Genomic DNA, 18,847 nt, shown 5'->3' with positions numbered 1-18,847 from the left:
GGCCGCCGACGCCGAGGGCAGCGGCGACGCCGTGGTCGAGCTCGCCGAGCGGGCCGACGTGCTGGTGACGACCGACCCGGAGGCGGACGCCGGCGGCGCCGAGCTCGTCGTCGTCACCCTGGCCGCCCTCGCCCGCTCCGCCCCGAGCCCCGTCCCGGCCGGCGCCATGGACGAGGCCAAGGAGCTCGCCACGCACGGCGACCAGTTCGCCGCGTTCGCCAGCCCGGGTGTCGACGAGGTGGCGCTGCGCCGGGTCGGCGAGCGGTCGGCATACCGCGAATGGACATATGCCGACCTGGTGCCCTCCGTGGACTGGTCCACCGGCGCGCGGGTGCACCTGGCGAGCGGGGACGTGGCCGCCGTGCTGCGCAGCGTGCTGGCGGCCTGGTCGGTCGACGGGTCGGTGGTGTTGTCCCGCGGTGGCGCCGAGGCGGGGGCCGACCACGAGTCGAGGCTCGCGGACCGCTTGGCGACCGAGGGCGTCACGCTCGACTCACCCGAGCCGCCCACCCCCTGATCTCGGGACTTCCCCGCCGATCTCGGGACTTCCCCGCCGATCTCGGGACTTCCCCCGCCGATCTCGGGACTTCCCCGCCGATCTCGGGACTTCCCCGCCGATCTCGGGACTTCCCCGCCGATCTCGGGACTCTCCCGCCGATCTCGGGACTTCCCGTCGCACGAACGCCGCAACCTCGACCGGACACCGCCCGCGCGACGGGTGTCCGGTGGGCAGGAGGGCCGACGATAGAGTCCGCGACATGGACAAAGTCGTCTCCTCTGCTGCCGAGGCCATCGACGGGATCGTCGACGGCTCGTCCCTGGCGGTGGGTGGCTTCGGGTTGTGTGGCATCCCGAGCGTGCTCATCGCCGCGATCCATGACGCGGGGATCACCGACCTCGAGGCGGTGTCCAACAACTGCGGCGTGGACGACTGGGGGCTGGGGGTGTTGTTGAAGGACAAGCGGATCCGCCGCATGGTCGCCTCCTACGTCGGGGAGAACAAGGAGTTCGAGCGGCAGTTCCTGCACGGTGAGCTCGAGGTCGAGCTGACCCCGCAGGGAACGCTGGCCGAGAAGCTGCGGGCCGGCGGCGCGGGAATCCCGGCGTTCTACACCGCCACCGGCGTCGGCACCCAGATCGCCGAGGGCGGCCTGCCGTGGCGGTATGACGGCAACGGCGGCATCGCGAAGTCCTCCCCCGCCAAGGAGACCCGGGAGCTGGACTGGCACGGGCACCAGCGCACCTTCGTGCTCGAGCACGCGATCGTGTGCGACTTCGGGCTGGTGCGCGCCGAGAAGGGTGACCGGCACGGCAACCTCGTGTTCAACCAGAGCGCGCGCAACTTCAACCCGCTCGCCGCGATGTCCGGGAAGGTCACGATCGCCGAGGTCGAGGAGCTCGTCGAGCCCGGCGAGCTCGACCCGGACCAGGTGCACCTGCCCGGGATCTACGTCCAGCGCGTGCTGCCGCTCACGCCGGAGCAGGCGGCGGAGAAGCGGATCGAGCGGCGGACCGTGCGGCCACGCACCGCGTCCGTCGAATCTGGCGCCGATCGCGCCGGCGCCGGCACCGAGAGCAAGGAGGCCTGAGCCGTGGCACTGACCCGTGAGCAGATGGCGGCCCGCGCCGCCAAGGAGCTGTCCGACGGCGCGTACGTCAACCTCGGCATCGGGCTGCCGACGCTGGTGCCGAACTACGTGCCCGACGACGTCGAGATCGTGCTGCAGTCCGAGAACGGCATCCTCGGCGTCGGCGCGTACCCGTTCGAGGGCGAGGAGGACCCCGACCTCATCAACGCCGGCAAGGAGACGGTGACCCTGCGCAAGGGCGCCGCGTTCTTCGACTCCGCCACCAGCTTCGGCATGATCCGCGGCGGCAAGGTCGACGCCGCGATCCTGGGCGCGATGCAGGTCTCCGGCAAGGGCGACATCGCCAACTGGATGATCCCCGGCAAGATGGTCAAGGGCATGGGCGGCGCGATGGACCTGGTCCACGGCGCCAAGAAGGTGGTCGTGCTCATGGAGCACACCGCCAAGGACGGGTCCTACAAGATCGTCAACGAGTGCTCCCTGCCCTACACCGGCAAGGGCGTGGTGCAGCGGATCATCACCAACCTGTGCGTCATGGACGTCACGCCCGACGGGCTGGTGCTGCGCGAGCTCGCCTCGGGCGTCACCGTGGACGAGGTCCGCGAGAAGACCGAGCCCGAGTTCGCCGTCGACCTCGTCGACGAGCCGATCGAGGCCGAGGTCGCCGACCAGGTCTGACCCGCGTCTCGACCCCGACCGAACTCGAAGGGACCCGGGCCTGCTCCACAGGCCTGGGTCCCTTCGTCACTGCTCAGGCGGTCATTGTCCGTAGTGGTAGCGGCACGCGGCGATACCTGTACGTCCTCCCGGAGATGACGGGCAAGTCGACGAGTCCCGTCACTCCCGCCTCAGCTGTCGCTCCGGCCCCGGTTCTTGCTGAGTGGGTGCCGCTCAGGCCTACCGCGAATCTTCAGCAACAAGCCCCGGGGGCGCGGCCAGGCCCAGGGCGTCGCGGGCGGCGTCGAGGATCGTCTCGCTCGCCAGGCCGGCGCCGTCACTGGCCCGGCCTCCGTCGAGCACGGCGGCGGCGAGCGCCTCGGCGTCGAGCGGCGCCACCTCGACCCCGGCCGGCCGGGGCGCCACGTCCGAGGCCACCACCCGGGCACCGCACGCCAGCGCCTCGCGGACGATCACCGAGTCCCCGTCCCAGGACGTCGGCCGCAGGAAGACACCCGAGCGTCGCAGCGCGTCCGTCACCTCCGACGGCCCGAGGTTGAACGAGATGTCCACCCAGTCGAGCTCGGCCGCTCGCCGCCGCAGCGCGGCCATCTCCGCACCGTCCCGGTCGTACCCGAGCACCCACAGCCGCGCCTCCGGCCAGCTCCGACGCACCCGCGCGACCGCGTCGATCGCCACGTCGGCGCCGTAGTAGTGCTGCCCCGAGTTGGTCGCCACCGTCACCAGGTGCAGATCCCGTGGCGGCCCAGCAGCGGCGGCCTCACTCGCGGACGGGGAGCCCGCGGCGGAGACCACCGATGCCGGCGGCACGTACGGCGAGACGACCCGCACCCGCCCGCGCAGCACTCCGGGCAGCACCTCGCGGATCTCGCCGTTGACCGCCCAGATCTCGTCGTACGCGTGCAGCGCCACCGTCACCGCCCGCCGCAGCCACGGCGACATCCGCTCCAGCTGCCCGCGCGTCGAGCCGGAGTGCAGCACGACCGCGGTCCGGCCCGGCACCGCGCCCATCACCGGCGCCACGAGGATCGCCCGGTAGAGGTTGGTGATGTGCAGCAGGTGCAGCGCCCTGCGCCGCCACAGCCGGGGCAGCGAGGCCGCCATCTGCGGCGGGGCCGCCGTGTTGACGCGCACCACCTCGGCACCGAGCGCAGACACCGCAGCCGTCAGCGCCTCGACGCTGGTCGTCACGCCCCCGACCGGGCCGGGCACCTGGGCCCACTGGTACAGCGTCGCGCGGTATGCCGACCGCTCGCCAGCCGCTGTCCGGCCGCCAGCCGCTGTTCGCTCACCGGACACGACCCGCTCGCCGGCCGCGTCCCCACCGGCCGGCCGCTCACCGGGCACCCCACTCACCGACGCACCCTCACTTGAGCCGGGAGCTGGTCAGCACCCCGAGCAGGTGTCCGGCGGCGGTCACGAACGCGAGCGGCACGCAGATGAGCAACAGCACCTGCGAGCCGAGCCGGTCGCCCTGCAGCACGTCGGCGACCCCGGCGACGAACGTCAGCACCGAGAACTCGATCGCGATGAACGCCCGGAAGATCGGCAGGTAGGTGAACAGCTGCCGCGCCCGCGCCACCCCCGACACCCGGGACCGCGCGGTCGAGGCGACGTCGTCCAGCATCGGCCGGCCGGTCTTGGCCCGGGCCACGTGCACCAAGTCGGTGAACGCCTTGTTCCACAACACGATCACGGCGACGAGGAACCCGAGCACCGTCCACCCGCCGACGTCGAAGGCGTGCCCGATCGACCAGTGGTCGGCCCGCAGCCCCAACGCGATGGGCAGCATCCCCTCGGTCAGGTAGTGCCCCACCCGGTCCAGGTAGATCCCCGCCGGGGAGAACCGTTGCCGCCACCGCGCGACCTCCCCGTCGCTGCAGTCGAGCAGCAGCTGCAGCTGCATCGCCAGCACCGCGACCACGGGCCCCCACAGCCCGGGCAGCCAGAGCAGGAACCCGCCCACGACCCCGACCACGATCATCAGCCACGTCACACCGTTCGCGCTGATCCCGGTCGGCAGCAGCAGCTTGGTGGCACGCAGGCTCGCGTGGCGCATGTACAGCGCCCCGGCCCAGTGCTCGGCGTTGTAGCGGGCGATGTGCTCCGGCGGCTGGACGACGGCGCGCAGCTCCTCCAGCGTGGGGTGCTGGTTGCCCGGGTCGTGCGTCAGGTCGTTCGTCACGAGACCACCTCCGCGTCCGAGTCCTCCGCCGAGCCATCGCGCGGCTCCGTCCCCGTCGCCCCTGCCGCGACCGCTCCCGCCGGCGACGGCAGCGCGGCCCGTGCCACGACCGACCGGCGCCGCCAGGCGCGACCGGACTCCACGGCATACAGCACCAGCAGGACCAGGGCACCGATCCAGAGCAACGGGCCCAGCACCTGCGGGGCAACAGTCGCGACCGCGAGCACGAGCAGGATCCGCCCGTCGGTGCCCAGCCCGAACAGCGTCAGCCACGGCGCCGACCCCTCACCGGTCTCGCGCAGCCGGTAGACGGTGTCGTAGCGGTGGTAGGCCACCACGGCCAACCACAGGTATGCCGACCCGCGCGCGTCCGCGGGAAGGAGGGCTGCCGCTGCGCTCGCCACGACGGCGGCCTCGGCGCCCCACAGCCAGCCGGACAGCTGCCAGCCCAGGGACCAGCCGCGGCGAAGATGCACCGGCGGCCGGAACGCCATCCCCATGACGACCACGCAGACGGCGGCGAGCAGCAGCGTCCAACCGGCCTGGACCCGCCACCCGAGCAGCACCGCGGAGCCGGCCACGGCGACCACGGCGGCGACGAGACCGGCCGGGACGGGCAGGGCGGCGAGCCGGCCGGCGACCCGGGCGACCGGCCCGAGGTCGGCCTGGTGGTCCAGGTGCCCCCAGTGGCGGCCGGCGGGGCGGGCGGCGTCGGTGATGCCGTCACGCCGCAGGACGGCCTTGACGGTGCGCCCGCCGTAGGTCCACACCAGCGCGAACCCGGTCGCGGCGATCATCACCCAGAGCACCAGCAGCGGCCGGAAGACCAGCAGCGTCACCGAGATCAGCAGGTAGCGCTCGGCGATCGGGACGTGGATGACCTTCTTGAGCCAGTGCACCGCCACCGCCCGGGAACCGGGTGGCTCGGGCAGGGTGGTGCGCGCGCCGGCCGGTCCGCCGTCGGAGGGCTCGGTCAGCGGCAGCCGCACCGGGCGGCTCGCCCGCAGCGGCCGGAGCCGGTCGACGTAGGCGTAGTCCTCCAGGTGCCGCAGGCTCACCATCGCCATCGCGGTCAGGCCGACCAGCCAGCCCGACTGCCCGTGCCAGGTCGCGACGACGGCGAGCGCGGCGAAGACCGAGTACTCCTTGACCCGGTCCCCCACCCCGTCGAGCCAGGCGCCGAAGGGGCTGAACCGCCGCGTGAACCGGGCGATCTCGCCGTCCACGCAGTCGACGACGAGCGCGACCTGCAGCAGCACGGCGGAGGCCACCCAGGCCCAGCGGTTGTCGGTGAGGATGAGCGCGGCCGCGACGAGGCCGATCAGCAGGCTGGTCAGCGACACGAGGTTGGGCGTAACCCCGAGGCGCAGCGCGACGCGGGTCACGCGCCGGGACATCGGGCGGATCAGCGTGGTGGACAGCCAGCCGTCCCCGCCGCGCGAGGCGCCGCGCAGCCGCTGCCGCCACGGTCCGCCGGCAGCCCCCTCGCTGCGGGCTCGCCCGCGCTGCCAGGTGAACGGCCCAAGCAGGCTCGCCCTGACCCGCACTCCTTCGCGCACCAGCGCCAGCACGGTGAGGTCGAAGGCGGCCGAGCCCGGCTGGGGACGCTCCACGGGGGCCGGTCCGGCCGGATCGGGCTGCTCGCCGGGCGCAACGACCGCGCGCTGGAGGCCGTCCGGCTCGCTGACCGCGCCGGCCTGCTGCGACAGCTGCTCCGCCGCGCGCGCCCAGGTGGCTGCAGCGGCCGCCCGGTCGGCGGCGTCGACGCGCAGGACTCCCCCGAGCGCGTGGGTGGGTCGGGTGGCCACGTGGCCGGCGCCGCCCACGGACTCCAGCGCGGCGCCGTCGACCCCCACCCGGACCGGCGTGGCGGCGTCGCGCCCGGCCGAGACGGCGTCGGGGTCGACGACGAGCGCGGCGGTGCCCGGGTGCGGCCGGTCCAGCAGGTCCAGCAGCGCGGGAAGGGTCAGCGACGTGGCCGGGTCGACGACGACGAGGGGCCGGTCGGCGCACTCGGCGGCCACCGCCGCGAGGTGGCGCAGGACCTCGCCCGACGCGGCGGGCGACTGCTCGAGCTCGACGGCGTCCCCGAGCCCGAATGCGGCGAGCGCCGCCGCGAGCGGGTCGTCCGGGCCCGGCCCGGTCACCACCAGGTCGGCACCCGCGGACCACCCGTGGACGGCTCGGGCCGCGGCGTTGCCCACGAGATCGCCGGCGACGACGTCGAGGGAGCCGCGTGTCGAAGCGGCCACCGTCACCGTCCTTCCCTGTCGCCTGCGGGGTCCAGCTGCACTGCCGAGCTCACCGGTCCACGCTATCCGAGCGGCCGCCCCCGCCCCGCACACCGGCACGGCGCGCGGACGGGTGAGTTCCGGCATACCGGCCGTTCTGGGGGTGCGGAGGTGCGGCCATGCCGGTGGTCGGGCGGTGGTTGACTGTGCGCGAGGGAGGCGAGCGATGGACGCGAACACCTGGAACGAGCGGTATGCCGAGCACGACCTCGTGTGGGGCGCGGCACCCAACCGGTGGGTCGAGCAGGAGACGTCGCAGCTGCCGCCGGGCCGGGCGATCGACCTCGCCTGCGGGGAGGGCCGCAACGCGATCTGGCTGGCGGCCCGCGGGTGGCGGGTGCAGGGCGTGGACTTCTCCGAGACCGGGCTGGCGCGGGCCGCGAAGCTCGCCGAGCAGCACCGTCAGGAGTCGGGTGAGCCGCTCGAGGTGACCTGGGCCGTCGCCGACGTGACCACGCTGGAGCTGCCGGAGGACGCGTTCGACCTGGTGCTCGTGTGCTACCTGCACCTGGTGGAGCCGCAGCGGCGCGGCGTGATGCAGTCGGCGGCGGGCGGCCTCGCGCCGGGCGGGACGCTGCTGGTGATCGGGCACGACAGCAGCAACCTGAAGGAGGGGTACGGCGGTCCCCAGGACGCGTCCGTGCTGTTCACCGCCGAGGACGTCGAGCGCGATCTCGCGACGCCGCTCGACGCCGGCCGGCTCGTGGTCGACCGGAGCGAGCGGGTGGCCCGCGAGGTGCAGACCGAGGAGGGCCGACGGACGGCCTGGGACGTGCTGTTCCGCGCCCACCGGGCCGGCTGACGCAGGCGCCTACGCCCAGCCGATCGCTGGCGCCCTCGCCCGGCCGATAGTTGGCGCCCTCGCCCGGCCGATCGGTGCCCCCGCCGGTCAGTGCCGTCGATCATTGTGCGGAATCACCGTGACGTTGTGGTCGCTCTGGCAGCCAAAACCGCACAATGATCGGACCGGGTGGGCCGGATCGGACCGGGTGTGGCTCGGCGGGACCTGATCGAACCGGGTGGGCCCGGATCGGACCGGGTGTGGCTGGGTGGGGCCGGACCGGACCGGGTGGGCGGGCTGGGCAGGCGGAAATGGGTTCGCCGGTGTCGGGCGCGCGCCGCATCATGGGAGCCGTGACCCGCGCGCTCGCCGACCTGTCCTGGCCCCACCGCACCGCCCGGTTGGCCCTTCGGCCGGCCCGGCGGGAGGACGTCGAGGCGACGTGGCGCTACCGGGGTCTGCCGGAGGTCGTGCAGTGGGTGACCAGCGCCCCGGCGGACCTGGAGGCGTACCGCAGGATCTACCTCGAGCCGGACCGGCTGCCCCGCACGCTGTTGATCGAGCGGGACGGCGAGGTGGTGGGCGACCTGATGGTGCGGGTCGAGGACGCCTGGAGTCAGGCCGAGGTCGTCGAGCGGGCCAAGGGGGTGCAGGCCGAGATCGGCTGGTGCCTGGACCCGCGGGTGCACGGCCATGGGTACGCCACGGAAGCGGTGGTCGAGCTGCTGCGGATCTGCTTCGCGGAGCTGGGGCTGCACCGCGTCGTGGCCTACTGCTTCGCCGACAACGAGCCGTCGTGGCGGCTGATGGAGCGGGTCGGCATGCGCCGCGAGATGGCCACCGTGGCGGACTCGCTGCACCGGTCGGGGCGCTGGCTCGACGGGTTCGGCTACGCCCTGCTCGCCGAGGAGTGGCGGGGCGCCCACGGTGGGGCGCATCGAGAAGGCGAGCTCTCGGCATACTGACGGGTTCGATCGCCGCGCCGAATCATGGTGACGTTCTGGTCGCCAGAGCAGCCGAAACGCCACAATGATCGGCCATCATGACCGGGCCCCCGATCGGGCCACCCCAGCCGGGCCCCCGATCGGGCCACCCCAGCCGGCCACCACGATCGGCCACCACAGCCGGGCCCCCGATCGGGCCGCCCCAACCGGCCACCCCCAGCCGGGCCGCAGCTCAGTGGGCGAAGGACGCCTCCTCGGGCAGCGGCGCCTCGCCCTCGATCCGCACCCGGCTGGTGAGGAACCCCCACCCCCACGACAGGTGCATCGTCGGCAGGATCGCCGGCAGCAGCAGCCGCTCGCGCAGGCTCAGGTCGCCGCGCACGGTCAGCCCGCCGACGGTGGTGAGCGCGAAGTAGCCGCCCGGCAGCACCCACAGCACCGGCGCGGCGAACCCGCCCACGGCCCCGACCACGATCCCGAGCAGGGCGGTCGGCGCGGCGAGGTAGCGGGCGTTGATGGTGCCCGAGTGGGTGCGGGCGACGACGCGGCGCCAGCGGCCGTAGTCGCGGTACTGCCGCGCGAGGGCCCGGAAGCTGCCGCGCGGGCGGTAGGAGACCCGTAGCCGCGGGTCGAACCAGACCAGTCCGCCGGCCTCGCGGATGCGGTGGTTGAGCTCCCAGTCCTGGGCGCGCACGAACCGCGGGTCGTAGCCGCCCATCCGCCGCAGCCACTCCCGGCGGAACACCCCCAGGTAGACGGTCTCGGCCGGTCCCGGCTGCCCGCCGGTGTGGAACTGCGCCGACCCGACCCCGAGCCGGGAGGTCATCGCGGCGGCCACGGCCCGCTCGAACGGCGTCACCCCCTCGGCCGCCATGACGCCGCCCACGTTGGCGGCGCCGGTGCTGCGGATCAGCTCCACGGCCGTGCGCACGTAGCCGCGGTCCAGCACGCCGTGCCCGTCCACGCGCACGACGAGGTCCGACTCGGAGGCGGCCAGCGCGGCGTTGAGCGCGTCGGGGGTGCGGCCGGAGGGGTTGCGCACGGTGCGCACCTGCGGGTGCTTCTCGGCCAGCTTCGCGGCGATCTCGTCGGTGCGGTCGTGGCTCGGCCCGAGCGCCAGCACGACCTCGACCGGCCCCGCGTAGTCCTGCGCGAGGATGGCGTCCACGGCCTCCTCGAGGTGGCGTTCCTCGTTGAGGATCGGCATGACGACGGCGACGCTGGACTGCTCGCCGAGCGCCTCGGGCGCGGGCTCGATGGACACGCGGGCATCCTCCGGTGGTGGTGCGGGTCGACAGGGGCCGTCGTTCAGGCTACCGGCGCCGCGTGCCCGCCCCGAGAACGCGACACGGCTGCACGCGCGGCCGGGGAGCGGACTCCACCCAGTCCGCTCCCTTACCCTGTCCGGGTGCCTCAGCAGCCCGACGAGTACGACGACTACGGCGACCGCTCACGCCAGATCCCGGTGAACGACCGGGCTGCGTCGCGTCCCCGGCCGCGGCCTCGTCCGCGCCCGGAGGGTGACGACGACGCCATCACCGTCGACACCCGTGGTCGCCGGCGGCGCCCCTCCGGAGCGGCCGGCCTGGGCTCCAGACGCCCGGCCCGCGAGGACGCGCCGGGCAGCAGCGGTATGCCGGAGAGCTCGCCTCGCCAGCCCCGCGGGGACCGGCGGCGCCGGCCGCCTGCCGCGGCGTACGCCGGCGCGGGGGCCGGCGGGGGCGCCGCTACCGCGGCGCGCGGGCCGCACCGCACCCACCGGGTCCGCTGGACCGTGGGCATCATCGTGCTGATCATCGTCGTCTGGATCGCCTCGCTGCTGTGGGCCGGGCTGTCCGCCTGGGGCCACGTGCACCGGGTCGCGGTCCAGCCGGCGAGCCAGCCCGCGGCTGGTGCCGGCCGCAACGTGCTCATGGTGGGCTCGGACAGCCGAGCGGGACTGACCAAGGCCGAACGGCACAAGTTCGCCACCGGCAACGCGCCGGGCCAGCGCACCGACACGATCATGCTGATCCACATCCCCGACCACGGGGACCCGACGCTGGTGTCCATCCCCCGCGACAGCTACGTGCCGATCCCGGGCTACGGCAGCAACAAGATCAACGCCGCCTTCTCGATCGGCGGGCCGAAGCTGCTCGTGAAGACGGTCGAGGAGACCACGGGGCTGCGGATCGAGGGCTACCTCGAGGTCGGCTTCGGCGGCTTCGCCAACGTCGTCGACAGCCTGGGCGGCGTCCACATCTGCATCCCGCACCACATGAAGGACAAGGACGCCGGGATCAACCTGCAGAAGGGTTGCCAGAACCTCAACGGCCAGCAGGCGCTGGGCTACGTGCGCTCCCGGCACACCTACGCCAACCAGGACTTCGGCCGGCAGGAGGCGCAGCGCAAGTTCCTCGGCGCGCTGCTCAGCAAGGCCGCGAACCCGGCCAACGTGCTGCTGCCCTGGCGGCTGCACAGCATCGGCTCCGCCGGTGCCCAGGCGATCACGATCGACAAGAACGACTCGATGATGAACGTGGCCAAGACACTCCTCGCGGTCCGGTCCGCGTCGAAGGGCTCGGGCACCTCGATCAGCGTGCCGATCGCGAACCCGAACCTCATGACACCGGCCGGCAGCGCCGTCGAGTGGGACCACGCCAAGGCCAAGCAGCTGTTCAACGACCTGAACCACGACCGGCCGATCACCGCCCAGCCCTGACCGGCCCGGCGACCACCCTCGCGGGTCAGAGGAGCGGGAGGCCGACGTGGGCGCCGAGTGCCGCGACGCCCACGAACAGCCACGCGATGTAGTCGCCCACGTGGCCCGAGTGCAGCTCCCGCAGGACGTGCAGCACCGGTGCGGCACCCCGGCCGATCGCCTTCAGCGGCTCCGCGAGCCGCGGGGCGTAGAGGGCCACCACGGCGAATGCGATGGCCGCGGCCGTGGACACCAGCCCGAGCACCACGCCGAGCGTCGTCCAGCTGACCGACGCGACCGGCGGGGACAGGTGCCCAGGCTGGCCCGCCATCACGGCCTTGACGTAGCCCGCCCGGTCGACGAAGGCCTCGGCGGCGGCTCCCACGCGCGGGCCGAGGTCGGGGATCACCCCGACGGCGAGACCCCCGGCCAGCAGCACGAGGATCGCGGTGAGCATGGTCGCCCGCACACGGCCGACCGGCTGGTCCGGCTCCTCCTCGGAGCCGCTGGTCTCGTCCTCGTGGTGCTCCTCGGGGCGCGGCCCGAGCCCGAAGCAGACGCGCAGCCCCACCCGGATGACGGCCCCGCCGGTGAGCGCGGAGACGAAGATCACGAGCCCCGGGCCCCAGTGCTCCCCCGCCTTCGAGAGCGAGTCCTCCAGGACGGACTTGCCCAGGCCCGTGCCGAACGGTGGCAGCCCGGCCAGGGCCAGCCCCCCGAGCAGGAACAGCCACGGGAAGAAGCGGCGCTCGGTCACCCTCCCGTAGAGGCCGTACTCGTCGATGCTCTGGTAACGGTTCAACAGCACTCCGGCGAGGAGGAACAGCGCCGACTTGATGCCCGCGTGCCCGAGGACGTAGAGCGCCGCGCCGGCCGTGCCGTCCGACGTCAGCGTGCCGATGCCGAGCAGGAACAGCCCGATGTGCGCGATGGTGGAGTAGGCGAGCAGGCGCTTGATGTGGCGCTGGGCGAAGCACATCACCGCCCCCACCACCGCCGTGACGCCGCCGAGCACCAGCAGCATCCGCGTGATCGCCTCGTGCGGCAGCGTGCCGCTGAAGACGACCCAGTAGATGCGGATCATGCCGTAGAGCCCGAGCTCGACCATCACCCCGGAGAACAGCACGCACACCGGTGCCGGTGCGACGGCGTGGGCGTCGGCCAGCCAGAAGTGGAACGGCACCATCGCCGCCTTGACCACGAAACCGGTGATGAGCAGGACGAAGGCGGCGACGATGAGCCCGTCCGGCGGCCGGCCGGAGATCGCGTGGGAGATCTGTGCCAGCCCGAGCTGCCCGGTGCGCGAGTAGATCATCGCCAGGCCGGCGAGGCTGAGGTAGGCGCCGAAGGAGTTCACGATCGCGAAGGTCAACGCGCCCTGGACCGCGGTGGGGTCCTCCACCTTGAACCCGGCGAGGGCGTAGGCGGCGGCACCCATGAGCTCGAAGAAGACCACCATGTCGAAGATGTCGCCGGTCAGGGCGAACCCCTCCATGCCGGCGAGGAAGAGCAGCATCAGCGCCTGGTAGTGGGCGCCGACGTCCTCCATGTAGCGCCAGCTGTACACCAGCGCGACGGTGATGAGCGCCGCCGCGACGAGGGCGAGCCCGGCCCCGAACTGGTCGGCCACCAGGACGATGCCGACCGAGAAGCCGTGGTGCACGGTCCACCCACCGGACCAGGCCACGACGTGGCCGGAGGCCGTGGCCTCGAGCACCCCGAGGGAGATGACCACGACGAGGCCGGCCGCGGCGGTGGCGACCGCGTCGACGAGCCGCCGGGGAAGTCGCTTGTTGCCGGCCAGCAGCAGGCAGGCGATGACGATCGGCACGGCGATCGTCAGCCAGACCAACTGGGGGGCGGTCACACTCACCTGGCCGAGCACGTCAACCCCGCAGCGAGGACAGCTCGTCGGGGTCGACGGTCTTGTGCCGCTTGCTGATCTGGATGCTGAGTGCGAGCAGCAGCGCCGTCACGGTCGCCGACACCACGATGTCGGTGAGGGTCATCGCCTGCACCACCGGGTCCACCACGTTGGTGCTGGGCTTGACGGTGGAGCCGAACACGGGCGCCGAGGCCCCCCACTGGTAGCCCACCGCGATGAGCAGCACGTAGGTCCCCGCCTGCGCGATCGACAGGCAGATCACCGCATGGACCAGGTTGCGGCTGCGCACGATGCCGAGCCCTCCCACGACGACGAGCCAGCCCCCGACGACGTAGGCGTAGACGTTCACGACTCCCCCTGCTGGTCCTCGCGGTCGTGCTGCCCGCTGCTGCGGTCCCCCTGCCCCTGACCGCCGGCGATGTCGATCGCCTGCTGGAGGAAGTCGGCCAGCAGGACGATGCAGCCCGAGCCGACCGCGAGTCCGACCGCGACGTTGAGCACCGGGACGGTACCGGCCGAGAGCAGCTGGCCGAAGCTGCCGAACGACACGACGTTGGCCAGGAAGGCACCGCTGGCCACGAGCGCGGCCAGACCGACCGAGACGAAGGACAGGCTGCCCACTGCCTCGAGCACCTCGTGGAGCCCTTCCGGGCGCAGCCGGCGGAGCGCGGCATACCGTCCGGCGACGTAGAGCAGGTGCACGGCCGTGGCGAGCACCACGCCCCCCTGGAAACCACCACCGGGCGTGACGTGCCCATGGACCACCACGTCGATGCCGACGACCAGGGTGACCGCCAGCACGAGGTAGCCCATCACCTGCGTGGCGGCCAGCGTGCGGCCCGCACCACCGCCGCCGGCACGCTCCCGTTCCTCGGAGGTGGGCCGCAGCAGCACGGAGGCCCCGACCACCGAGGCGAGCAGGATCATCTCCTCGCCGAGGGTGTCGAGCGCCCGTTGGTCGAAGTTCACCGACGAGACGACATTGGCGGTGACGTGCTGGACCGCCGCGTGGACGGCATGGTCCCGGTAGGGGTGGACGTCTCCCCCGAAGGGGCGCATGCCGGCGATCCCGAACCCGAGCAGCACCGCCACGGCGACCGCGGCGCAGCCGAAGAGGATGAACCGGACCCGGCGCGTCACGTCACCTCACCGCCGGACTCCTTCTCGGAACCCCCGCCGGAGTCCCCTCCCGACTGCCCTCCCGCGCGGATCTTGCGGATCGTGAGCATCACCATCAGCGGCACGAGCGCCATCCCGACCGCCAGCTCGGAGAGCGCGACGTCGGGGGCCTGCAGCACGAAGAAGAGCAGCGTGAGGAGCAGCCCGAAGACCGACAGCACGACCGCCTGGCGTTGCGGTTCGTCGGTGAAGACGACAACGGTGCCCACCGCCCCGACGAGGGTGAGCGCGACCACGACGAGGATGGTGAAGACGGTCATTCGGGAGAGTCCTGCCGAAGGATCCCTTCCCGTTGCGCGTCAGCCCGACCTGTCGCCATCGCCATCACCGGACCGGTGACCGCGAGGATGAGGACGACGATGAGGATCTCCGCGGTGGTGAGCGTCCACCCGTTCTCGATGGCCAGCGCGATCCCGATGAGCGGCCCCGCCACGGACGTCACGGGGGTGAGCACGTGCAGCCGGTTGCGGGTCCCCCGCAGCCCGAAGGCGGCCACCGAGGAGGTGAGCGCCACCAACAACCCGGCCGCCAGGAGAGCCAGGGCGATCAGGTGCGGGATCCCGGTCGCCGTGCTCACGGTCGGGGGCCCAGCAACCGCGTGAACACCAGGGTTCCGGCGAAGGACAGCAGCACCAGCACCAGCGGCACGATCAGGTAGGAGGACTGCGCGAAGGCCTGGGACAGGGCCAGCAGGTCCAGGACCAGGATTCCCCCGGCCAGTTCCATCCCGACGAGGCGCTCCATCGGGTCGCCGCGGGATGCGAGCAGCCCTGCGGGGGCGAGCAACAGGCTCAGCACCAGGCCCGCGACCAGCCAAGGATTCACCGGCTCACCACCTCGTCCATCGACGGCGTCCCGGAACCCAGGGAGTGGACGATGAGGACGTTGTCCTCGGAACGGGAGTCCACGACATACGTCCCGGGGGTCGCCGACACGGCGAGCGAGGCGAGGGCCCGTCGGATGCCCGCGCGATGCGGGTCATCGTCCTGGGGCAGGTGGATCTCGGACAGCTCACCGTCCTTGCTGTCTCCGCCGCCGGGCAGCGCGCGCCGCGGCGCGAGGGCCAGGCCGAAGAGGCGGACCATGTCCGCCAGCACCGCCGCCGGCAGGGGCAGCAACCACCGGACCCAGCCCAGCTGGGGACGCCACTTGGCGGGAAGTGCCCGCCGGACCGGCACCGCGGCGAGGGCGCACACCAAGCTCGAGGCGACCGCGACGCCGAGCTCTTGGCTGTTGGGCGAGGAGAGGGTGCTCAGCCAGATGCCGACCAGGACGACCCACCACGCCAGCACCTCACCCACGGCTGCCACGTCGTCCCTCCCTGTCTCACAGATGACTGGGCACGGCTGCTGCCGTGCCCAGTCTGTGGCCGGGGCAACACCCCCGCAACCGCTGCGGGCGGGGCCGAGCGGGACGGGTGGTTACTGGCCGATCTTGGCTCCCGGCATACCTCCCTCGTACTGGATCGGCAGGCTCGGCGCCCGGGTGTGCGCCAGCGGACGCAGGTGCATCTCGCCGACGGGCAGGATGGTGCGGCCGTAGGCGTTCTTCATCATCAGCGCGCCGGCGACGTACCAGGCGACGGCGGCGGAGGCGACGAAGAGGTAGCCGGCGATCATGATGCCGGTGCTCCACCCGGCGTAGAAGCCGGCTGCGGTGAACCCGCTACCGACGGCGAGCAGCGTCAGCACGCACGCCATGCCGACACTCTCGGCCAGGGACGCCATCGCGCCCATGGCGGTGATGACGCACAGCACGATGAACCACCAGGCGAAGCTGGTGTTGACGGTGCCGAGCGGGATCGCGGGCATGAGGTGGCCCAGCACCAGCAGCTGCATGATGCCGAAGGCCACCCAGAACGAGCCCCACAGCCCGTGCATGGCGGTGGCGACGCCGTCGCGGGCACGGTAGGCGAACAGCCCTGCCGTGAACTGGGCGAACCCGCCGAAGACCATGGCGAACGGGAACAGGATCAGCGGGGTGGTGGCGGTGCCGTACCAGCCGGCGAACCACGCACCGACCATGACGGTCGCGCCCATGAAACCGAACAACCCGAGAATCGAGGGCGGCGCGGTCGGCATCAGCACGATCCGGCTGCGTGCCTCCCACAACTCCTCGGGCGACCGTTCGACCTCGCGATAGGTCGGGGCCACCGGTGCGGCCGGCTCGGTGGTCGTCACTGCGTCGGTGGCCTGCTGTTGCTGTGCCCGTGCGGCCACGTCCTGGTGGCGCCGGTGGTGATGTAGAACTGGCATGGTTCCTCCTGCGTGACGCCTCGGTCCCCGCCGCCCATGCCATCTGTCGACGCTCCGGAGTCGGCAGGGAGGAGAACTGACGCTCCGGCCCTGCTCGGCCGGGGTACTTGTCGATTACCCCTCGCAGGTGCCGCTACGCCTTCTGTGGCGGCGATTTCTGCCGTCCACCCGACCAGCCGTATGCCGACCCGCACCTCTTCGGGACACCGCTCAGGGGCCGTGCTCTGGGCCCGTGTTCTGGCACCGCTCAGGGCCCGTGGGTAGAGTCCGGGCAACGGCGATGGTGGGAGGCACGAGATGGGCGCGCGCACAACCTTTCTGTCCTGGCCGGTGGTGCGGCAGGCCACCGGCTCCGACAAGCTGGGTCGCGGCAAGGCCGCCCGATCGGGCCGGGACTGGACCGCGCGCACCGAGACCGCCGACAAGATGGTGCAGAGCGTCTGCCCCTACTGCGCAGTGGGGTGCGGCCAGCGCGTCTACGTCAAGAACGGGCGGGTCACCCAGATCGAGGGCGACCCGGACTCGCCGATCTCACGCGGGCGGCTGTGCCCGAAGGGCTCGGCCAGCGAACAGCTGGTCAACTCCAGCACCCGCCAGACCCAGGTCCTCTACCGCCGCCCCTACGGCACCGAGTGGGAGACCCTCGACCTCGACACCGCGACCGACATGATCGCCGACCGGGTCCTGGAGACCCGCGCCCGCACGTGGGAGGACTGCGACCAGGAGGGCAACGCCCTGCGGCGCACCCTCGGGATCGCCCACCTCGGCGGCGCGACGCTGGACAACGAGGAGAACTACCTCATCAAGAAGCTGTTCACGGCGCTCGGCGCGATCCAGATCGAGAACCAAGCCCGTATTTGACACAGCTCCACCGTCCCCAGTCTGGGGACCTCGTTCGGCCGCGGCGGCGCCACGACCTTCCAGCAGGACCTGCAGAACTCCGACTGCATCGTCATCGAGGGCTCGAACATGGCCGAGTGCCACCCGGTCGGGTTCCAGTGGGTGATGGAGGCGAAGCGGCGGGGCGCGAAGGTCATCCACGTCGACCCGCGCTACACGCGCACCTCCGCGGTGGCGGACCAGTACGTCCCGATCCGGGCCGGCAGCGACATCGTCTTCCTTGGCGGGATCATCCACTACATCCTCGAGCACGAGAAGTTCTTCCGGGACTACGTCGTGGCCTACACCAACGCCGCGACGCTCGTGAGTGAGGACTTCCGGGACACCGAGGACCTCGACGGGTTGTTCTCCGGCTACGACCCCGACACCGGCACCTACGACACCGCCTCGTGGTCCTACGAGGGCGTCGAGGAGCACGCGGCCGCCGGCGGCGCCCGTCAGCCGGCCGGTGAGGCCGGCGAGTCCCGCACGGCCCGGGCGGCAGGGAGCGAGTACGGCTCCGGCGGAGCCGTCCACGCCGGTGCGGCCCAGACGGAGCGCGACGAGACGCTGCAGCACCCCCGCTGCGTCTTCCAGCTGCTCAAGCGGCACTACCAGCGCTACACCGCCGAGATGGTCGAGCGCGTCTGCGGCGTCTCGCAGGAGGACTTCCTGTCCGTCTGCGAGGCGGTCACCGAGAACAGCGGCCGGGACCGGACCACCGCGTGGGTCTACTCCGTCGGCTGGACCCAGCACACCGTCGGCGTGCAGTACATCCGTGGGGCGGCGATCATCCAGCTGCTGCTGGGCAACATGGGCCGTCCCGGCGGCGGGATCATGGCGCTGCGCGGGCACGCCAGCATCCAGGGTTCGACGGACATCCCGACGCTGTTCAACATCCTTCCCGGCTACCTGCCCATGCCGCACGCCCACCACCACGAGGACCTGGACAGCTACGTGGCCGAGGACGCCGGCAAGACCGGCTTCTGGGGCAACATGCGCCACTACGCGGTGAGCCTGCTCAAGGCCTACTGGGGCGAGGCCGCGACCGCGGACAACGACTACTGCTTCGACTACCTGCCCCGGCTCACCGGGCACCACGGCACCTACGACACCGTGGTGGGCCAGATCGAGGGGAAGGTGAAGGGCTACTTCATCGTCGGTGAGAACCCGGCCGTCGGCTCGGCGAACGGGAAGATGCAGCGCCTCGGCCTGGCCAACCTGGACTGGCTGGTGGTGCGGGACATGGCGATGATCGAGTCCGCCACGTTCTGGAAGGACGGCCCCGAGATCGCCACCGGCGAGCTGGAGACCGGCAAGATCGGCACCGAGGTGTTCTTCCTGCCGGCGGCCGCGCACGTGGAGAAGTCCGGCACGTTCACCAACACCCAGCGGATGCTGCAGTGGCGCGACAAGGCGGTCGAGCCGCCCGGCGACTCCCGCAGCGACCTGCAGTTCTACTTCGAGCTCGGCAAGCGGATCCGCGCCAAGCTGGCCGGGT

The 18,847-nt window shown here is 72.4% G+C and carries 18 protein-coding genes and 1 pseudogene; 7 read left to right on the top strand and 12 right to left on the bottom strand.

What is annotated here, in order from left to right:
- The 3 genes and pseudogenes from VFL99_RS01515 to VFL99_RS01505 all read left to right on the top strand — a co-directional run.
- A pseudogene (locus VFL99_RS01515) lies at window positions 1-517 on the top strand (hypothetical protein); the annotation flags it as partial.
- A gap of 241 nt (window positions 518-758) precedes the next feature.
- Window positions 759-1,589: a CoA transferase subunit A gene (locus tag VFL99_RS01510; RefSeq protein WP_325104554.1), complete on the top strand. Its 831-nt coding sequence runs from the start codon at window positions 759-761 to the stop codon at window positions 1,587-1,589.
- Window positions 1,590-1,592: 3 nt separating this feature from the next.
- Window positions 1,593-2,267: a CoA transferase subunit B gene (locus tag VFL99_RS01505; RefSeq protein WP_325104553.1), complete on the top strand. Its 675-nt coding sequence runs from the start codon at window positions 1,593-1,595 to the stop codon at window positions 2,265-2,267.
- Between the two features lie 219 nt (window positions 2,268-2,486).
- Here VFL99_RS01505 and VFL99_RS01500 read toward each other — a convergent pair whose 3' ends face one another.
- From VFL99_RS01500 to VFL99_RS01490, 3 genes are read right to left on the bottom strand one after another with little or no spacing between them, the layout of a single operon-like run.
- Window positions 2,487-3,623 carry a glycosyltransferase gene (locus VFL99_RS01500; protein WP_325104552.1) on the bottom strand — a complete coding sequence of 379 codons (1,137 nt, stop codon included), beginning with the start codon at window positions 3,621-3,623 and terminating at the stop codon, window positions 2,487-2,489.
- A 10-nt stretch (window positions 3,624-3,633) separates the two neighbouring features.
- Window positions 3,634-4,452, bottom strand: coding sequence for a CDP-alcohol phosphatidyltransferase family protein (locus tag VFL99_RS01495; protein ID WP_325104551.1), 819 nt, complete (start codon window positions 4,450-4,452; stop codon window positions 3,634-3,636).
- Window positions 4,449-6,704, bottom strand: a complete 2,256-nt coding sequence (locus tag VFL99_RS01490; protein WP_325104550.1) for a DUF5941 domain-containing protein — start codon at window positions 6,702-6,704, stop codon at window positions 4,449-4,451. Before VFL99_RS01490 ends, VFL99_RS01495 begins: the two co-directional genes overlap by 4 nt.
- 205 nt (window positions 6,705-6,909) lie before the next feature.
- Here VFL99_RS01490 and VFL99_RS01485 point away from each other — a divergent pair, with 205 nt between their 5' ends.
- Together VFL99_RS01485 and VFL99_RS01480 are read left to right on the top strand one after the other, a co-directional pair.
- Complete coding sequence (locus tag VFL99_RS01485) at window positions 6,910-7,545, top strand: class I SAM-dependent methyltransferase (RefSeq protein ID WP_325104549.1); 636 nt, start codon at window positions 6,910-6,912, stop codon at window positions 7,543-7,545.
- A gap of 332 nt (window positions 7,546-7,877) precedes the next feature.
- A complete protein-coding gene (locus VFL99_RS01480; RefSeq protein WP_325104548.1) occupies window positions 7,878-8,489 on the top strand; it encodes a GNAT family N-acetyltransferase in 612 nt (203 codons plus the stop codon).
- A 211-nt stretch (window positions 8,490-8,700) separates the two neighbouring features.
- On the opposite strand, the gene VFL99_RS01475 is transcribed toward VFL99_RS01480, so the two are convergent.
- Entirely contained in the window at window positions 8,701-9,732 is a 1,032-nt protein-coding gene (locus VFL99_RS01475) for a glycosyltransferase family 2 protein (protein ID WP_325104547.1), read from the bottom strand.
- A 144-nt stretch (window positions 9,733-9,876) separates the two neighbouring features.
- Between VFL99_RS01475 and VFL99_RS01470 the strand changes: the two genes are divergently transcribed.
- Complete coding sequence (locus tag VFL99_RS01470) at window positions 9,877-11,169, top strand: LCP family protein (protein ID WP_325104546.1); 1,293 nt, start codon at window positions 9,877-9,879, stop codon at window positions 11,167-11,169.
- Between the two features lie 25 nt (window positions 11,170-11,194).
- Here the strand turns inward: VFL99_RS01470 and VFL99_RS01465 are convergent, their stop codons facing one another.
- From VFL99_RS01465 to VFL99_RS01430, 8 genes are all read right to left on the bottom strand, one after another.
- Window positions 11,195-13,021 (bottom strand): complex I subunit 5 family protein, encoded by a 1,827-nt coding sequence (locus tag VFL99_RS01465; protein ID WP_325104545.1) that lies wholly within the window; start codon window positions 13,019-13,021, stop codon window positions 11,195-11,197.
- 13 nt (window positions 13,022-13,034) lie between these two features.
- On the bottom strand, window positions 13,035-13,382 hold the full coding sequence (locus VFL99_RS01460) for a sodium:proton antiporter (RefSeq protein WP_325104544.1): 348 nt from the start codon (window positions 13,380-13,382) through the stop codon (window positions 13,035-13,037).
- Window positions 13,379-14,173, bottom strand: coding sequence for an MnhB domain-containing protein (locus VFL99_RS01455; RefSeq protein ID WP_325104543.1), 795 nt, complete (start codon window positions 14,171-14,173; stop codon window positions 13,379-13,381). The genes VFL99_RS01460 and VFL99_RS01455 overlap by 4 nt, the downstream gene beginning before the upstream one ends.
- A complete protein-coding gene (locus VFL99_RS01450) occupies window positions 14,170-14,472 on the bottom strand; it encodes a hydrogenase subunit MbhD domain-containing protein (protein ID WP_325104542.1) in 303 nt (100 codons plus the stop codon). Before VFL99_RS01450 ends, VFL99_RS01455 begins: the two co-directional genes overlap by 4 nt.
- Complete coding sequence (locus tag VFL99_RS01445) at window positions 14,469-14,789, bottom strand: monovalent cation/H(+) antiporter subunit G (protein WP_325104541.1); 321 nt, start codon at window positions 14,787-14,789, stop codon at window positions 14,469-14,471. Before VFL99_RS01445 ends, VFL99_RS01450 begins: the two co-directional genes overlap by 4 nt.
- Window positions 14,786-15,037, bottom strand: coding sequence for a monovalent cation/H+ antiporter complex subunit F (locus tag VFL99_RS01440; protein WP_325104540.1), 252 nt, complete (start codon window positions 15,035-15,037; stop codon window positions 14,786-14,788). Before VFL99_RS01440 ends, VFL99_RS01445 begins: the two co-directional genes overlap by 4 nt.
- On the bottom strand, window positions 15,034-15,522 hold the full coding sequence (locus VFL99_RS01435; protein WP_325104539.1) for a hypothetical protein: 489 nt from the start codon (window positions 15,520-15,522) through the stop codon (window positions 15,034-15,036). The genes VFL99_RS01440 and VFL99_RS01435 overlap by 4 nt, the downstream gene beginning before the upstream one ends.
- Window positions 15,523-15,633: 111 nt before the next feature.
- Complete coding sequence (locus tag VFL99_RS01430) at window positions 15,634-16,467, bottom strand: acetate uptake transporter family protein (protein ID WP_325104538.1); 834 nt, start codon at window positions 16,465-16,467, stop codon at window positions 15,634-15,636.
- 297 nt (window positions 16,468-16,764) lie between these two features.
- On the opposite strand from VFL99_RS01430, the gene VFL99_RS01425 reads away from it, so the two are divergent.
- On the top strand, window positions 16,765-18,847 hold a 2,083-nt coding region (locus VFL99_RS01425), incomplete at its 3' end, for a molybdopterin-dependent oxidoreductase (protein ID WP_325104537.1).

This window comes from Segeticoccus sp. (assembly GCF_035708005.1).
Note: the sequence above shows the minus strand (reverse complement) of the source record. Positions and strands in the feature narration are given on the sequence as shown.

Bases quoted from the DNA above. Each gene is read 5' to 3' on its own strand.
- VFL99_RS01430 (WP_325104538.1), bottom strand. From the start codon at position 16,467: ATGCCAGTTCTACATCACCACCGGCGCCACCAGGACGTGGCCGCACGG.
- VFL99_RS01450 (WP_325104542.1), bottom strand. From the start codon at position 14,472: ATGACCGTCTTCACCATCCTCGTCGTGGTCGCGCTCACCCTCGTCGGG.
- VFL99_RS01510 (WP_325104554.1), top strand. From the start codon at position 759: ATGGACAAAGTCGTCTCCTCTGCTGCCGAGGCCATCGACGGGATCGTC.
- VFL99_RS01485 (WP_325104549.1), top strand. From the start codon at position 6,910: ATGGACGCGAACACCTGGAACGAGCGGTATGCCGAGCACGACCTCGTG.